General features: G+C 62.8%; 14 protein-coding genes and 2 pseudogenes. 9 read left to right on the top strand and 7 right to left on the bottom strand.

Annotated features, from left to right (window positions below):
• The first annotated feature begins 32 nt into the window (after window positions 1-32).
• The gene (locus AC0V7N_RS21245) at window positions 33-1,133 is read left to right on the top strand and encodes a glycosyltransferase (RefSeq protein WP_475450363.1); all 1,101 of its coding nucleotides are present in this window, start codon (window positions 33-35) and stop codon (window positions 1,131-1,133) included.
• Between the two features lie 37 nt (window positions 1,134-1,170).
• Here the strand turns inward: AC0V7N_RS21245 and hmuQ are convergent, their stop codons facing one another.
• The 4 genes from hmuQ to AC0V7N_RS21265 are packed head-to-tail and all read right to left on the bottom strand — an operon-like array spanning window position 1,171 to window position 5,320.
• Window positions 1,171-1,485: a heme-degrading protein HmuQ gene (gene hmuQ / locus AC0V7N_RS21250; RefSeq protein ID WP_475450364.1), complete on the bottom strand. Its 315-nt coding sequence runs from the start codon at window positions 1,483-1,485 to the stop codon at window positions 1,171-1,173.
• Between the two features lie 60 nt (window positions 1,486-1,545).
• Window positions 1,546-2,670 carry an energy transducer TonB family protein gene (locus AC0V7N_RS21255; protein WP_475450365.1) on the bottom strand — a complete coding sequence of 375 codons (1,125 nt, stop codon included), beginning with the start codon at window positions 2,668-2,670 and terminating at the stop codon, window positions 1,546-1,548.
• Window positions 2,671-2,678: 8 nt separating this feature from the next.
• On the bottom strand, window positions 2,679-3,122 hold the full coding sequence (locus AC0V7N_RS21260) for a hypothetical protein (protein ID WP_475450366.1): 444 nt from the start codon (window positions 3,120-3,122) through the stop codon (window positions 2,679-2,681).
• A 5-nt stretch (window positions 3,123-3,127) separates the two neighbouring features.
• Window positions 3,128-5,320, bottom strand: coding sequence for a TonB-dependent hemoglobin/transferrin/lactoferrin family receptor (locus tag AC0V7N_RS21265; protein WP_475450367.1), 2,193 nt, complete (start codon window positions 5,318-5,320; stop codon window positions 3,128-3,130).
• A gap of 199 nt (window positions 5,321-5,519) precedes the next feature.
• Between AC0V7N_RS21265 and hemP the strand changes: the two genes are divergently transcribed.
• From hemP to AC0V7N_RS21290, 5 genes and pseudogenes are all read left to right on the top strand, one after another.
• Window positions 5,520-5,729, top strand: coding sequence for a hemin uptake protein HemP (hemP, locus tag AC0V7N_RS21270; protein WP_027043821.1), 210 nt, complete (start codon window positions 5,520-5,522; stop codon window positions 5,727-5,729).
• Between the two features lie 22 nt (window positions 5,730-5,751).
• Entirely contained in the window at window positions 5,752-6,813 is a 1,062-nt protein-coding gene (locus AC0V7N_RS21275; RefSeq protein WP_475450368.1) for a hemin-degrading factor, read from the top strand.
• A 10-nt stretch (window positions 6,814-6,823) separates the two neighbouring features.
• The gene (locus AC0V7N_RS21280) at window positions 6,824-7,720 is read left to right on the top strand and encodes a heme/hemin ABC transporter substrate-binding protein (protein WP_475450369.1); all 897 of its coding nucleotides are present in this window, start codon (window positions 6,824-6,826) and stop codon (window positions 7,718-7,720) included.
• A 5-nt stretch (window positions 7,721-7,725) separates the two neighbouring features.
• Window positions 7,726-8,829, top strand: a complete 1,104-nt coding sequence (locus tag AC0V7N_RS21285; protein WP_475450370.1) for a FecCD family ABC transporter permease — start codon at window positions 7,726-7,728, stop codon at window positions 8,827-8,829.
• Between the two features lie 34 nt (window positions 8,830-8,863).
• Window positions 8,864-9,654, top strand: a pseudogene (locus AC0V7N_RS21290) (heme ABC transporter ATP-binding protein).
• A 27-nt stretch (window positions 9,655-9,681) separates the two neighbouring features.
• Here the strand turns inward: AC0V7N_RS21290 and rirA are convergent.
• Window positions 9,682-10,143 carry an iron-responsive transcriptional regulator RirA gene (gene rirA, locus AC0V7N_RS21295; protein WP_475450372.1) on the bottom strand — a complete coding sequence of 154 codons (462 nt, stop codon included), beginning with the start codon at window positions 10,141-10,143 and terminating at the stop codon, window positions 9,682-9,684.
• Between the two features lie 287 nt (window positions 10,144-10,430).
• On the opposite strand from rirA, the gene AC0V7N_RS21300 reads away from it, so the two are divergent.
• The 3 genes from AC0V7N_RS21300 (at window position 10,431) to AC0V7N_RS21310 (ending at window position 13,009) form a co-directional block, all read left to right on the top strand.
• Window positions 10,431-11,726, top strand: coding sequence for a DUF445 domain-containing protein (locus AC0V7N_RS21300; protein WP_475450373.1), 1,296 nt, complete (start codon window positions 10,431-10,433; stop codon window positions 11,724-11,726).
• A gap of 98 nt (window positions 11,727-11,824) precedes the next feature.
• Window positions 11,825-12,253, top strand: coding sequence for a phasin family protein (locus tag AC0V7N_RS21305; RefSeq protein ID WP_475450374.1), 429 nt, complete (start codon window positions 11,825-11,827; stop codon window positions 12,251-12,253).
• A 258-nt stretch (window positions 12,254-12,511) separates the two neighbouring features.
• A complete protein-coding gene (locus tag AC0V7N_RS21310) occupies window positions 12,512-13,009 on the top strand; it encodes a MaoC family dehydratase (RefSeq protein WP_475450375.1) in 498 nt (165 codons plus the stop codon).
• Window positions 13,010-13,346: 337 nt separating this feature from the next.
• Here the strand turns inward: AC0V7N_RS21310 and AC0V7N_RS21315 are convergent.
• Both AC0V7N_RS21315 and AC0V7N_RS21320 read right to left on the bottom strand, forming a co-directional pair.
• A pseudogene (locus AC0V7N_RS21315) lies at window positions 13,347-14,388 on the bottom strand (IS110 family RNA-guided transposase).
• A gap of 176 nt (window positions 14,389-14,564) precedes the next feature.
• Complete coding sequence (locus AC0V7N_RS21320) at window positions 14,565-16,025, bottom strand: MFS transporter (protein ID WP_475450376.1); 1,461 nt, start codon at window positions 16,023-16,025, stop codon at window positions 14,565-14,567.
• Window positions 16,026-16,054: the final 29 nt, after the last annotated feature.

The raw sequence follows: 16,054 nt of genomic DNA on the forward strand, positions 1-16,054 counted from the left end.
GCTTGCTTTGTGTCGAGTTGCCGGGGATAAGCATGGGCGGCAATTCGAGCGGGGCGACCGATCAGATGAACGACAAGTCCCCACCGTTTGAGCTGCCTTGCGTGGCGGTGATCATCACCTGCTACAATTACCGGCCTTACGTCGAACAGGCGATCCGCTCGGTGTTGGCGCAAACCTACCGGAACTGGGACTGCGTCATTGTCGACGACGCCTCGACCGACGGTTCGGCCGACCATATCCGCCAGCTTCTGGCAGCCATTGACGATCCGCGCCTGCGCCTGCTGGCGCGCTCACAAAATGGCGGGCAGATCGCGGGATTCCGCGATGGCTTTGCCGCGACCGACGCGCCTTTCGTGGTGTTTCTCGATGCCGACGATGCGTGGCTGCCGGATTTTCTCCTGGCGCACCTGTCTGCCCACCTCAACGCAACGCATTCGGCCGCGCTGTCGAGCTCCGATGTGTTCCTGGTCGATGGCAGCGGCACCTTGCTGAGCGGCACTTTCCTTCCCCTGCGCAAACCCCGCTCCAGGCCCGATGGCAATGGCGTCGCCATCGCGCCTGGTGGCCAGCTTGCCGGCATAGCGTCCGGGATTGCCTACGCATCGGAGCATCCGGTGACCTATTTCACGCCCGCGACAACCGGCTGGCTATGGTCACCATGCTCGGCGATCATGTACCGGCGTGGCGCGCTGGAATCGGTCCTGTCCTTCCCGTTCAAGGCCAAGGTGGGGACGGATTATCTGACGGCCACATGCGCACATCTGGCCGGCGGCAGCCTCATCTTGTCCGAAGGCCTCGGCCTCTATCGCCTGCACGGGTCGAACCTGTCCTCCACCGGCACTGGCTTTGCCGGCGGCCATGTGCGGCAAACGCCTGCCTACCGGACCTACAGGAGCACATTGGCGGCGGATGTCGTCGACTATGTGCTGGAGAACTCAGCCTGGCTCAGTGATGTCAACGGGCGCAAATTCATACCCGCATTCCTGACGCAGCATGTGCGTCAGTTCAGGGAGCTGGCCGACGATCCGCGGCTAATGCGATACCTGACCCGGAGAAGGCCCTGGCAGTGGCTGCGCTTGCACATTGCCCAGTGGCTGCGTCGGCTGGGTGGGCGCGGTTCCACGCGATCGTGACGAGGGAGGTCCTTGCATTTGCTCCGGCAAAGCCGCGTCAGGCGCCTTCGACGACGGAAAAGCCTTCGAATTGCGGATGACCGAGATAGTGGACCTTGGTCGTGCCGACATTCCTGTGCGCGGCGCGGAAATTCTCTGACTTGGTCCAGGCGACGAAATCGTCCTGGCTTGCCCACACCGTGTGCGAGGCAAACAGCGTGTAGCCTTCGGTCTCGTTGACCGGGCCGCGCAGCAGATGGAATTCCCGAAAACCCTTCATCTCGGCGAGGCTGGAATCGCGGTTTTTCCAGACGGCCTCGAAATCGTCCTCCGAGCCGTTCTGCACCTTGAAGCGGTTCATGGCGATGTACATGGTGTTTCCTTTTAAAATCAATGGATTGCTGGGATTTCCAATGGTTCGGACGCGGGACATTCAAAACGGTCCAATGGCGCCGGTGAACTCCAGGCTGCTGCCGATTTTGGGCGGGATGGGCGGGAAGGGGGCTGCCTTGCGAACGATGCCAAGCACGATCTGGTCGAAGTTTGGCGATCCGGACCTTTCCAGGATACGCAGGTCATCAATGCCGCGTTTGCTGCTGATAACGAATGTCACAACGGCATTGTTTCGCGCGGTCAGTTGCAGGGAGGGCGGGACGGCTCGATTGACACGGCTGAGCTTTCTGATCACGTCGCCGCGGTAGCTATCTTCCGCGGCACTGCCTGGTTCTTCTTGTTTTTTGCCCTTGCTGGCCGCCTGAGCCAGCCGGTCCTGGCCGTCAGCGGTGCCGCGCTTCTCGGCCACTGCTTTTGAAGGGACCGCCGCCGGCGTTGGCCTGGCGCTTGGGATTGGCGGTTGCTCTGGGACAGCGACAGGCGTTTCGATGGTTTCGGCCTGGGTGCTCGGCTGTGCCGGCGTTTCGGCTTTGGCGGCCACGCTTTGGCCATCGGAGCGCGGGGTCGCCGCCACCAGTATATCTGGCTGTTTGACAGCTTCCGGCAGGGGCTTGGGCAGCGGCTTGACTACTTCCCGGGTAGGCTCGGGAGCGTGGTTCACGGCTTCCTGTACAGGCTGCGAAGGTTTTGTCGGCTGCACCGGCCTGGCTGCCTTAGCGGGCTGTGGTTTGGCCGGCCGCGGTGTCGGCTCCAGCGTGACATTGATTGCCGCCGGATCCTTGTCCAACGCGCTGCCGGCCACCTTATCTCCGGTCTGATCGCTGCCTTCCGATTGCACCGCATCCCTGGAATTGAATGTGCCGGAAGGGGAGATCAGAAAGAATGCCGCCGCTGCGGCATGGAGCAGGCCGGAGACGACGATGGCTGTGGGCCATTTGCCGCTAAAGGCCGCTGGCCGTGCGACTGCAAGCGGTTCGGCCGGCGCTATCGCCAGCTCGCTGCCGGCGTCGGGGAAGGGACTGATTTCCTGCATGTCGCGGGCCGGAAATTGCAGCGACCAGCGGGCAAAAGTCAAATCAAGATCGTTTGCTCCTGGTGTCAGCGACCCGTGGCCGGCCATTGGCCAGGCCACGGTATTTCGCGTGAATGCGGGATGCAGTCCCAACGCCGTTCTCAGACGCCGAAAGCGATGCCGGTCTTGGTGTCCGTCTTCAGCTTGCGCATGCAGGCCGCCGGTTCGACGCCGGAGCCGGCGCATTCCGTCGCGCTGTTGATCAGCACGCGGCTGATCTTGGCGCAGTCGCTGCCGGCGAGATCAAAGCGCGTCACCTTGGTCTTGCCTGCCGGCAGGTCCTTGAAGTCGAGCACGGTCAGCCGGTCGACGATGCCGGTCTCGTTGAACAGGGCGATCTCGAACGCCGCCTTGGAGAGGTCGGCGCCGAGATTGTTGTTGACCAGGAAGGTCAGCCGGCAGCCCTTGTCGGAAGGTTGCGCGGCATTAAGCTCCAGGGTCAGCGCAGGGACCGGCGCGGACCCTTCAGCCCACGCCGGAACCATCGCAAGCGACATCGCCAGCGTCGAGGTCAGCAGACGAAGAGATGTCGTCAAGCTCGTCATAATCATCAGCCTCCAAATCGCATTGTTGCCGCCAGCTTCAGCGTTATGCCCGGCTCGTAGACCGCGACTGTCGTGGTGCCGTTCAGCGGGTTGGCGTATTTGACGTCGAACAGATTGTCGGCGCGGAAATCGACCTTCAGATTGTCGGTCGCCTGATAGCTGGCGAAGGCATTGACCAGCGTGTAGTCCTCGGCCACCGCATTGCCCTTCGGCTTGCCGTTGTATTGCACCTCGCCGCCGACGGTCAGCTTGTCCTCGAGGAAACGCAGGCCGAGTTGGGCGGTGACCTGCGAGGAGGGGATTGTGGCGAGATCGGCTTCCACACCCTTGTAGGAAATGGTGTGGCCATTGGTGATGGATGCCGAAAGCCCGGCATAGCCCCATCCGGCGTCGTAGACGCTTTCAAACTCAAAGCCGTGGATCTTGGCCTTGGCGAAATTCTGGTACTGATAGCAGATCGGAATGCCGGGGCCGAACGGGCAACCACTGCCTGGGGCGAACGGCGACAATGTCACGCCTTCGATGTAGTCGTCGACGTCGTTGTTGAAATATGCCGCCTTGATGCGGAGTGCGTCGCCAGCCTCCAATATATCGTTCTGCTTGTAGTTGATGCCGAATTCGGTCGTCTTGCCGGTCTCAGGCCGCAGGTTTGGATTGGGCAGGAATGGAAAAGTGACGCCCGCCGGATGGTTGCCGCTGATCAGCGTCTCCGTCAGCGAGGGCGAACGGTAGCCCTCCGCGTAAGTGCCATAGAATTGCAAGCCGGCAAGGCTGGCGTTGTCGAAGGGCGAGACGCCGACGGTGATGCGCGGCGACAACCGCTCGCCCGATGTATGGTGGGTGTCATCCTTAAGGCTGTAGCTGTCGTAACGCAGCCCGGCGATCACCTCGAGCCAGTCCCAGGTGAGCTTGTCCTGGACATAGGCGCCGGACACATTCCGCTTGCCCGACGGCGTGTAGAAACTGTCGCCACCGGCGGTGCCACCAGTCTTGACGTCGTCATTCACCCAGTCGCCGCCATAGGTCAATTCGTGCGCAACCCCACCGGTCTCGAATCGGGAGGTGTTCCAGATGTCGATTGCGGCCGTGCCGACATCGAAAGTCGACGTCGAGCCGGTTGGCAGCACCACCGGAAGACCTGTGACCGGATCGAAGCGGTTTTGCGGAACAAGGCTGGTCAGGTCGAGATTGGTCTTGTTGTACGAGGTGTTGATGTGGAGATCGAGCCAGCTCTTGTCTTCGTCGGTGATGTTGTAACGGGCCGTGAAGGTGTTCGACTTCAGGTCGACGTCATTGACCGGGATGCCGCCGCTGGTTTCGTCCCAGCTGTCGCTTGAGCCGACCCAGCCGAGCTTCAGCTCGCTGTTGTCGGTCGGACGGATGGTGGTCTTGAGCAGGCCGCTCAAGACGTCGAAGCCGGTGCCGTTGACGCTGTCGCCGCCGCCATCCTTGTAGTTATCGTAATTGCGGTAGACGATGTTGCCGAGCGCATCCCAGTTTTCATTGAAACGGTAGGCGCCGGTGGCGCTGGTGGTCCAGCCCTTGCCGTTGCTCTCATAGCGTCCGGTTACCGAAGCGCCCCATGTTTCCTCCGGCTTGAGGAAGTCCGCGGCGTCCTTGGTGTCGAAGAAGACGACGCCGCCGATGGCGCCCGAACCATAGGTGTTGGCGACAGGACCGCGGATTACGTCGACGGATTTGATGAGCTCGGGATCGATGTAGAAGGTCGACTGCGTGCCATGGTCGGAGCGCTGGAAATCCTGGCGCGCGCCGTCGACGATGACCGCGACGCGGCCGAAATCCTGCAGGCCGCGAATGTTGATGCTGGTGCTGACGCGCCTGGCGTCGGCCTGTGCTGCGACACCGGGCACGCCGAACAGCATCTCGTTGGGTGTCGTCGCCATGCGGCGGTCGAGCTGTTCCTTGTCGAGATGGCTGGCCGAGGCCAGCGATTCGATCGCCGTCTCCCCGGTGCGGCTGAGCACCAGGATCTTGTCGAGCAGCGTCGCACCCGCGGGGGCTGCCTTCTCCTGGTCAGCCTTCTTCGATTGATCCGTCTGCTCGCCCGCCGGCTGCGTTACTTGCTGGGCATGCGCCGATGGCGCGGACAGGGCGATCGCCGCCACGCTTGCCAAAAAAGCCGCCACACCGTTCGCCGCCGACCGGCCGCGCCATTCCCAGTTCACCAACAACCCCATGCCCCAACTCCAGATTCCAGGTTTCGTGCTGGCTGGCCCGTGGCTCGCTGGCATTTTTGATCGTGTCCGGCGTGTTAAATGTTGACTCATTTAATCCGGTATTGCACTGACTAATAAACATGATTATTCAAGTCAAGAAATAAATCGGATCTTCGCAACGCCTAGCCAGACGCCCGGCACAGGAAAGGGATCGACCCAGATGAACACGCACAATCCCAATGACTTTCGCTACCGCGTCCGCCGTTCCGACGAGGCCCCCGTCACCCGCTTCGACCGGGTTCCGCTTGCGGTCAGGACATTGTCCAGCAACACGCTGTTCCAGGGCGAGCACGAGATCGGCATCGAGCATCATGGCGCGCTCTACCGGCTGAAGATCACCCGTCAGGGCAAGCTCATTCTCAACAAGTAAGGCAAGGCAGTAGGGACGAGACATGGACCAGCGCGTAAAACCCGCCCCGCATGAAATCCGGCGGGCACGGACGGAAAATCCGAAAACGCGCGAGCGTGACCTGGCCGCCCAACTCGGCATTTCGGAAGCCGAGTTGGTCGCCGCGCATTGCGGCGACGGCGTCATCCGCGTCGAGCCGCGCGTCAACGATCTCTTGACCGGTCTCGAGGCCGTCGGCGAGGTGATGGCGCTGACCCGCAACGAAAGTGCGGTGCACGAAAAGATCGGCGTTTACGACAAGGTTGTCACCGGTAACCACAATGCCATGGTGCTTGGCGAGAATATCGACCTGCGCATCTTCCCAAAGGTCTGGGCACACGGCTTCGCCGTGGAGAAGCGCGACGGCGACGACATCCGCCGCAGCCTGCAATTCTTCGACGCGGCAGGCGAGGCGGTGCACAAGGTGCATCTGCGCCCAACTTCCAGCCTCTATGCCTACCAGAAGCTGGTCGCCTCGCTGGAATCGTCCAACCAGGAACCGACAGTCGCCATTGCTGGGCCATTCTCCGACGATGAGGGCGAGGCCACGGCGACGACCGCCAACCTTGACGATCTGCGCGACCGCTGGAGCCGGCTGACCGACGTGCACCAGTTCTTCGGCATGCTGAAAACGCTGAAGCTCAGCCGCCGCCAGGCGGTGCGCATGGTCGGCACGGACTATGCCTGGCTGCTCGACAATGACGCGGTCCGCGCCATGTTCCATCACGCCGCCGAAGGCGAGATGCCGATCATGTGCTTCGTCGGCAACCGCGGCTGCATCCAGATCCATTCCGGACCGGTCAAGTCGATCAAGCCGATGGGGCCGTGGATCAATGTGCTGGACGAGACCTTCCATCTGCACCTGCGCACGGACCACATCCATGAAGTCTGGGCAGTGCGCAAGCCGACCAAGGACGGCCATGTCACCTCGCTCGAGGTCTACGCCGCCGACGGCGAGATGATCATCCAGTTCTTCGGCAAGCGCCACGAAGGCGAAAGCGAGCGCGACGATTGGCGCTTCCTGGCCGAGAACCTGCCGCGCATCCCGAACCCGACGGCAGCCTGAGGAACAAACGATGTCTTTTCTTTCGAAATCGCCGACCACGCGTGGCGCAATGGTCGGCCTTTCCCTCGTTTTCGCCATGCTGCAGCCGGCTGCCGCCACCGAAGGCGTCTCGATTTTCACGGACACCTCGAAGATCGTCGCCATAGGCGGTTCGATCACCGAGATCGTTTATGCGCTTGGCGAGGAGAAACATCTGGTGGCGCGCGACTCCAGCAGCCGCTATCCGAAGGCGGCGTTCGACCTGCCCGATGTCGGCTATATGCGCGCGCTGTCGCCGGAAGGTGTGCTGTCGGTCAATCCGACCGGCATCCTGGCGCTGCACGGCAGCGGTCCCAAGGAAGCCGTCGATGTGCTGAAGAAGAGCAGCGTTCCGTTCGTCGAAGTGCCTGAGCATTATAGTCACGAAGGCATCCTCGATAAGGTCCGCATCGTCGGCAAGGCACTGGGCGTCGATGCCAAGGCCGAGGTCTTGGCCAAGGAGCTCGATGCCAAGCTCACCGCTGCGGAAAAACAGACGGCGTCGATCAAGGAGCGCAAGCGTATCCTGTTCGTGCTGTCGATACAGGGCGGCAAGATCCTGGCGGCCGGCGGCGATACCGCGGCCGACGGCATGGTCAAGCTCGCGGGTGGGGTCAATGCCGTTGAAGGCTTTTCCGGCTACAAGCAGATCTCCGACGAGGCGATCGTCACCGCCAGGCCCGATGTGATCCTGATGATGAGCAATGCCGGACCGCCATTGTCGGACGACGAATTGTTCGGCAATCCGTCTGTTGCCTCGACGCCGGCCGGAACCGCGCGCAAGCTGATCCGCATCGATGGCGGCTATCTGCTCGGCTTCGGGCCACGCACGGCTGAAGCCATCCACGACCTCGCTGTCTCGCTCTATGGCGCTGAAGTCACGGACTAAGCATCATGGTCGACCAATCGATCGCCGGCCCGGTGAAGGTGATGGCGAATGCATCCGAAGGCGACCGCTCGGGCCGCGCCCGCATCGTCATCCTGCTGTTGTGCCTCGGGCTCGCGGCTGCCGCGCTTTTGTCGCTCACGTCAGGGGCGTCGGATGCTTCGGCCGTCAACGTTCTCAAGGACTGGCTGCTTGGAGCCGTCCCGGGTGATGCAGCGCTGAGCGCCCGTGACAGTCTGATCGTCTACGACATCCGCATGCCGCGCATCATCCTCGGCATGCTGGTCGGCGCGGCGCTCGCGGTCTCCGGCGCGGTCATGCAGGGGCTGTTCCGCAATCCGCTGGCCGATCCCGGCCTGATCGGCGTTTCCGCCGGCTCCAGCCTCGGCGCGGTCGCCGTTATCGTTCTTGGCACCACGGTGCAGGCGCCGGTGACAGCCTTGTTCGGCACGCTCGCGCTGCCGTTGGCGGCCTTCTTCGGTGGTCTTGCCACGACACTGGTGCTCTATCAGGTCGCTACGCGACGCGGGCAAACCTCGGTCGCCACCATGCTGCTGGCCGGCATCGCGCTGGCAGCCCTTGCCATGGCGCTGACCGGCATTCTCATCTTCATGGCCGACGATCGCCAGCTGCGCGACCTGACCTTCTGGCAATTGGGATCGCTCGGTGGCGCAACCTGGCAGAAGATCGGTTCCGTTGGGCCGATCATCATATTGGCACTGGCGGCGATGCCGTTCCTCGCGCGGGGCCTCAACGCGCTGGCGCTGGGCGAGGCGACCGCCGGCCATCTCGGCATACCGGTGCAGCGGCTGAAATACACGGCCATCATCGGTGTCTCGGCTGCGGTCGGTGCATCCGTCGCCGTCAGTGGCGGCATCGGCTTCGTCGGCATCGTCGTGCCGCATCTGCTGCGCCTGCTGATCGGTCCGGACAATCGCTATTTGCTGCCGGCCTCGGCGCTGCTCGGGGCCTCGCTGCTGCTGTTGGCGGATGCGGTCGCCCGCACCATCGTGGCGCCGGCGGAATTGCCGATCGGCATCGTCACCGCGATCGCAGGCGCGCCATTCTTCCTGTGGATCCTGCTGCGCAAGCGCGGCGTCGTCGATCTGTGAGACCTGGGATCTGTGAGACTTTTGTGAGGCTGGGATGATCGAGGCAAGGGATGTTTCCGTTGATATCGCCGGCAAGCGTATCGTCGGCGGGGTCGATTTCGATGCACGGCCCGGCGAGATCGCGGCAATCGTCGGCCCCAATGGCTCCGGCAAGACGACCTTCCTGAAGGCCTTGTCGGGTGAACTCGCCTATACCGGGCGCGTCACCCTCAACGGCCGCGATCTCTCGGCGATGAAACCGGTCGAGATTGCCGTGCATCGCGCGGTGCTGCCGCAGGCGACGACGCTGTCCTTCCCGTTCACGGTGCGAGAGGTGGTCAAGCTCGGTCTTGTCGGCGGCCGCTCGGGTGTCTTGCCGGGCGAGGATGCGCGACTGCCGGAGCGGGCGTTGGCGCGTGTCGACCTCGATGGTTTTGCCGGGCGTTTCTACCAGGAGCTTTCGGGCGGCGAGCAGCAGCGCGTCCAGCTTGCACGCGTGCTATGCCAAGTCTGGGCGCCGGTGCTCGACAGCAAGCCGCGCTATCTGTTTCTCGACGAGCCGGTTTCCAGCCTCGACATCAAGCACCAGCTGATCATCATGAACATCGCCCGCGATTTCGCCCGAAGGGGCGGCGGCGTGGTCGCCATCCTGCACGACCTCAATCTGACGGCCATGTATGCCGACCGCATCTTCGTCATGCATCGCGGCCGGCTGGCCGCGACCGGTTCGCCGCTGGATGTGCTGAGCGACGATCTGATCGAAAAGTGTTCGACTGCCGGCTCAGGGTCGGCGTGCTGCCGACTGGGAACGTACCCTTCGTCTTGCCGCAATCGTCGGTCGGCTGATATTCAGGTGAGGCTGGCCTGTCCAGGTCAGGCGGCCGGGGCGCGGCGCTCCAGCATGTCAATGCCAAGCAGGTTGCGCACATTCGGCCTTGCCGCCACCATGTCGGCGACGGTGTAGCGGGCAAGCACGGCGAAGAAGGCATTGAGAGCCTCGCGCAGCGCTGAATTCAGCGCGCAGCTGTCGACCAGAGGGCATTCGGCGGCGTCATTTTCGAAGCATTCGGCCATGGCAAAGCTCTCTTCCGTCACGCGCACGACGTCGAAGAGGCTGATGGACTCCGCGGCGCGGCCAAGCCGGACGCCGCCATTGCGGCCGCGCACCGTCGCCACCAGGCCATGCTCGACCAGTGGCTGCAGGATCTTGAAAAGGAACAATTCCGACACCGAATAGGCGGCCGCGATTTCGGGAATGCGGCTCAGCCGGTCATTGTTGGCGGCACAGTACATCAGGATGCGCATGGCATAATTGGTCTGGCGTGTAAGCCGCATTTTTGTCCTCACTAGGCGCCGGCGCGGTGCAACCACGCCGGATTCCAGAACTTTGCTGGCGCGGCTCTGACCCGGAATTTCGGATTCGCCACACTGGCCTGGGCGAATATGGCCTATACCTTGGAGTAATTCCAGACTAGCAGCGCGTGATAGATGAATATTCTCGTCAACTTTATGTGCGCAACCCGGCAAAACGCGGGAAAAACCTGTCGTCGCGGGCATTTCGGCGGTCGAGGCGCTAGATAGTCCGAGATCGCCCCCTGCGTTCGACGAGGAGCAGTTCATTCATGTCACAATCGGCTCCGTCCCTGGCGCCTGTCCATTTCGATGCCGACGGGGCCGCCAAGCTCTCCGCGCTACGGCGCACCAAATTCATCGCCACGGCCGCGCTGGCGCTTTGCGTGCTGGTGTTTGCCCTGGCCAAGTCGTTCCAAGGCACCTATCCGTGGCTGGGCTTCGTTGCGGCCTTCGCCGAGGCGGCGACCATTGGCGGCCTTGCCGACTGGTACGCGGTGGTGGCGCTGTTCAGGCGGCCGCTCGGGCTGCCGATCCCACACACCGCCATCATCCCGGAAAACCAGAACCGCATCGCCGACAATCTCGGCCGCTTCATCGAGGCCAATTTCCTGGCGCCCGAGCCGGTGCGCGAAAAACTCGCCGAGGTCGATTTTGCAGCGCTCGTCGCCGACTGGCTGGCCGACGCCGAACGCGCCGCCGGCCTGTCGCGTTTCGTCGTGCGGCTGGTGCCGCAGACACTTGCCGCGGTCGAGCAGTCCGGCCTGCGCGGCTTCGTCACCAGCCGCATGCTCGAGCAGATCGAAAAGGTGCCGCTGGCGCCGCTGGCGGCGGAACTGTTGTCGGCACTCACCGACGACCGCCGTCACCAGAAACTGTTCGACGAGTTCATCAAGGTGATCGGCCGGTTCCTGAACGACGAACAGGCACTGGCGACAATGCGCGAAAAAATCCGCGAGGAATTGCCGTCGCTGTTCAACCTGTTCAGAGCCGACGCCTATCTCCTGAAGAAGATCGTCGCTTCGGCTGGGGCCTTGCTCGACGAGGTGCGGGCCGATCCCGACCATCCGATGCGCGCCGAGTTCGACCGTTTCGCGCAAGGCTTCATCGAAAAACTCAGGACATCGAAGCAGTATGCCAAACGCGCCGAGCAGATGAAGCGGGATTTTCTGGCTCGGCCGGAGGTCAAGGGATTGGCCGGCGACATGTGGGAGAGCCTCAGCCTGTTCATCGAGCAGGACGCCAAGGCGCCGAATTCGGTGATCCGCGCGCATCTCGCCAACATGTTCGTCGAGGTCGGGCGTCATCTCGCCGGTGATGTGCAGATCCGGGCCGACATGAACCAGGGGTTCGTCGTGGCGCTGGCCTCCTTCGTCGAGAGTCAGAAGAGCGGCGTGTCGAAATTCATCGCCGACCAGGTCAAGCGCTGGGATCTTGCCCAATTGACGCGGCTGATCGAGATGAACATCGGCAGGGACCTGCAATACATCCGCTTCAACGGCATGATCATCGGCGGGTTGGCGGGTATCGTGCTCTACACGATCGAGCTGCTGCTCCCGGTCAATTGATGCGCTCCGATCGCCAGGTTCGAAATGGACACGCGGCGCGCGAGTGATATGCTCCCGGGCGAGGGCTGCCGCATTTGCGGCAAAGGGGAGAAGACATCATGGCCAAGCAACCGGAATCCGATTCCTTCATGGACATGTTCGGCAGGTTTGGCCGCGACCTGAAGGTGCCCAATGTCGATGTCGAGGCGATCCTTGCCCATCACCGCAAGAACCTCGAAGCCTTGGAGAAATCGGCGCGAGCCGGCGCCGCCGGAGCGACCTCGCTGTTGTCAAGGCAACGCGAACTGCTGCAGGACACGCTGCGCGAGGTTGCCGACATGGCGCAGAGCTACCGGGCGCCGGGCAATCCGCAGGAGTTGATGGCCAAACAGACGGAGTTCGCCCGCAAATCCTTCGAGGCTGCGCTGAAGAATGCCGACGAGGTGGCCGAACTGGCCCGGAAATCCGGCGCCGAATCGATCGAAATCCTGCGCGAGCGCATCAAAGAGGCGATGCAGGAAATCCGCGCCGGCTATGGGCAGAAATAGGCTCTTGCAGCCTGCCGTTTCGCCTTCGCAGGGCACGCGGCCTCCCGACTTTGCAACCTTGCCCATAGTTGCATTCGCGCCACGGATAGGCTCCCGGCAGCCTTGGAACGTCCAAGAATTCCGAATTCGGCCTGCCATTGCATGGTAAGGCATGGCACGATTCAGCCGGAATTCGGCGGAACGGATTCACGCAGGGCGAATTGACAGGGGCCGTCCGTTCGTGGTCCGGAGGCGCGGTGAGCTATCGGGAAAGCAGGAATGACAGAAGTACGGCCTAAAACGCCGCCGACCTACGAGCAGTTGAGAACGATGTCCGGGCAGGAGCTCGGTGTCTCGGAATGGACAACGGTCGACCAGGACCGTATCAACCAGTTCGCCGAATGCACAGGCGACCATCAATGGATTCATGTCGATCCTGAGCGGGCGCGGCGGCAAAGCCCGTTCCGCACGACGATCGCGCATGGTTATCTGACACTGTCGATCATCGGCGCGCTGGCGCTCGGCATGGGCATCGTGCCGGAAAACACCCAGGCGGCCTTCAACTATGGCTTCGACAAGGTGCGTTTCCTGGCGCCGGTCAAGGTCGGCGCGCGCATCAGGCTGCGCACGGTCCTGCTTTCCATGGAGGACAGGGGGCCCGGCCAGTATCTGATGAAGGCAGCCAATACGGTCGAGATCGAGGGCGAGGAAAAGCCGGCACTGATGGCGGAAACGCTGGTCATGCTCTATGAGCGCCGCAAACGGGCAGGGGCCTGAGGTATGCTGATATTCAGGTGAGGCCAGCCTGCAAATGGCTGATACCTGGGCTTCCGGTACTCATATGTGGACGGCCCCCTGCTTGCAAGGCTTGGTTGGGATGGTTTGATCGGATCGCTTGCGCTCATATGTCCGGCCTTTTGCGCGCGGATTTGTGAGCGCTGGCCAAGATGGGCTTCACGGATAGCGAGTTCCAAACACGTACACGACATTGGCTGCCGGTGAGCACCTCGGAATGCCTCGCTTGTCCCGGTTCGACCGGTCACACCATCTTCTCCTCTGCTTGCAAGTTCCGGCCTCGACGTCGAACGTGAACTCGACGCCGAACTCTGATCTCTTACGGCTGCACCGAGGTCGGATAGATGGCGCTGATAGGGCGATAATGCTCGCCGCTGACCATCAACCTCCAGGCGATCCGAGCGAGCTTGTTGGCCAGCGCCACCGCTGCCAGCTTGGGAGCTTTGCGCGCAATCAAGGCCCGTAACCACGGCCAGACCCGTTTGCTGCCACGCCGCATGTGCTGGATGAGAGCGGTCGCGCCCGCCACCAGCACACTTCGCAGCATCTCGTCGCCGGCGCGGGTAATTACGCCGAGCCTGTTTCTACCTGCTGTTGAATGGTTCTTCGGCGTCAGTCCGAGCCAGGCGGCAAAGTCCCGTCCCGATCTGAAGCCATGCGCATCCGTAACCTTGATGGCCAGCAGCGTCGCTCCGACGGGACCAACCGCTGGTATGGCGGCCAACCGCTGGCTCATTTCGTTCTGTCTGTGAAGCGCAAACAGCTTCTCATCGAGTGTGGTGACCTCGGCGCTGATATGCGCATAATCGCGCGCCAGCGTCTCGAACATGTCCCTGGCCGTGTCCGGGATCGTCACATCAGCGCGAATGTCAGCCAGCAGATCGCCGAGGCGGGAAAGCCCCTTGGGCGCGACAAGACCGAACTCCGCCGCAAAGCCCCGGATCGAATTGGCGAGCTGCGTGCGCCGGCCGATGAACCGCGCGCGCAGTTTCGCCAGCATTTGCGATCCCAACTGGTCGGCGCTCTTGATCGGAACAAAACGCATCTCTGGCCGGCTCATCGCCTCACAGATCGCCCCGGCGTCCGCCGCATCCGACTTGGAGCGCTTCACATAGGGCTTCACGTACTGCGGCGGCAGCAACACCACTTCATGGCCCAGCGCGCGCAATTCCCGCGCCCAGTAATGCGCCGCGCCACAGGCCTCCATGCCAATTTTCAGTCCCGAAAGCTCGGCAAAGAAGGCAAGCACCTGATTGCGCCGCAGCTTCTTGCAGCAACACCGGCTGTTCAGCTTCATTCACGCCATGCAACTGGAAAACGCTCTTTGACGTATCCATGCCAATGCGAATAAGTTTATCCACGGACGGTCTCCCTGGTTTGAGATCTGCAACGACCTCAATCTGGCACATCGCGATGCCGTCGGGGGCCGTCCACCCAACACGTACGAAAAGTACGCTCCGCTCCGGTTCTCGGAACCCACCATTTTCGGCTCGGCCTGACCTAAATCTCGATATACCCTGAATGGCTCACGTGAAGACTATTTTGAGGCGGATGTGCCAGGTATCCGGCTGGCAAAACGGGCCGAAAGAGCGGCTAGGATCAGCGCAGCCAGCACCATGCCGGTTGCCGCTTCGAAAGTGGTCTGCATTCCCTGCGCGGCCGCGGCCGGCGACAGGATCGTCGTGTCCGCAGCGCCTTGCCCCGTAGCGATGGCAAACACCGCCCCCATCAGGGATGCGCCGGTGATGAGGCCGAGATTGCGCGACAGGTTGAGCAGGCCTGATATGACGCCGCGCTCGCCAGCGCCGACACCGCTCATGACGGCTGCACTGTTCGAGGTCTGGAACAGGGCGTAGCCGAAGCAGGTGACGGTGATGGGAACGATGTAGCTGACGATGCCGAGTTTCGTCATGGCCAGCGACAGAAGAAATGTGCCTGTTGCAAGGCTGGTGAGCCCGGCGACCATCATCCTGTGGGCGCCGAAACGATCGGCAAGCCGTCCCGCCAAGAGCGCCGACAGGGTCGAGACAAGCGGCCCGGTCGAAAGCACCACGCCGACCATTGCGGCATCGAGCCCGAGCCCGCGGGACAGATAGAACGGGGCGACCACCAGGGTCGCCATCATCACCGTGGCGACGATGAGGCTCATGGCCAGACTGGCGCTGAGCCGAAGATCCCGGAAGCTGGCAAGCTGGATCAAGGGGTTCTTCGCGCGCCTCTGCGCGATGACGAATAGACCGACGCCGGCGGCGGTCGTAGCCAGCAGGCCGATGTTGAGCGCGCCAAAATTGCCCCGGCCAAGCGTCATGGCCAATGCATAGGCGGCCAGCGTCAGCGCCAGCAGGACAGTGCCCATCGCGTCGAACTTGCCTTGAGCGGCCTGCGCTGTCTTGCTGCGAGCGGGCAAGGCGCGCCAGGCGAGGGCGAAGGTCAGGAGGCCCAGCGGCACATTGACGAGAAATATCGCCCGCCAGCCGAGGCCGGCGATCAGCAGACCGCCGAGCGAGGGGCCGAGCGTCGTGCCGATCGCCGACATGGCGCCGAGCAGGCCCATGGCGCTGCCGGTCCGGTCCTTGCTCACGGTTTCGGCGACAAAGGCCAGCGTCAGCGCCATCATCAGCGCCGCGCCGAGCCCTTGCACGGCCCGCGCCGCGATCAGCAGCCACAGCGTCGGCGCCAGGCCGCACAGCACCGATGCCGATGTGAACAGCGCGATGCCGCCCAGCAGCAAGGGGCGGCGCCCGAACATGTCGGCCAGCCGCCCGGCGCTGACGATCAGCGTGGTGATGGCAAGGAGATAGGCCAGAACCACCCATTGCACGGCCTGGAACGTCGCCCCGAACGCTTGCATCAGCGAGGGAAGCCCGACGCTGGCAATGCTGGTTCCGAGCGACGACAGCAGCGTGGCGAGCGACAGGCTTGCCAGCGCCCAGACGGCGGATTGATTCTGTTGCGGGGCTGATATCAGCCCATCGCGATTTTGCGCGGCGACTGCCATGGCGATCTCCTTTCCATTCGCTCCGGAAA

This window comes from Mesorhizobium kamtschaticum (assembly GCF_056174585.1).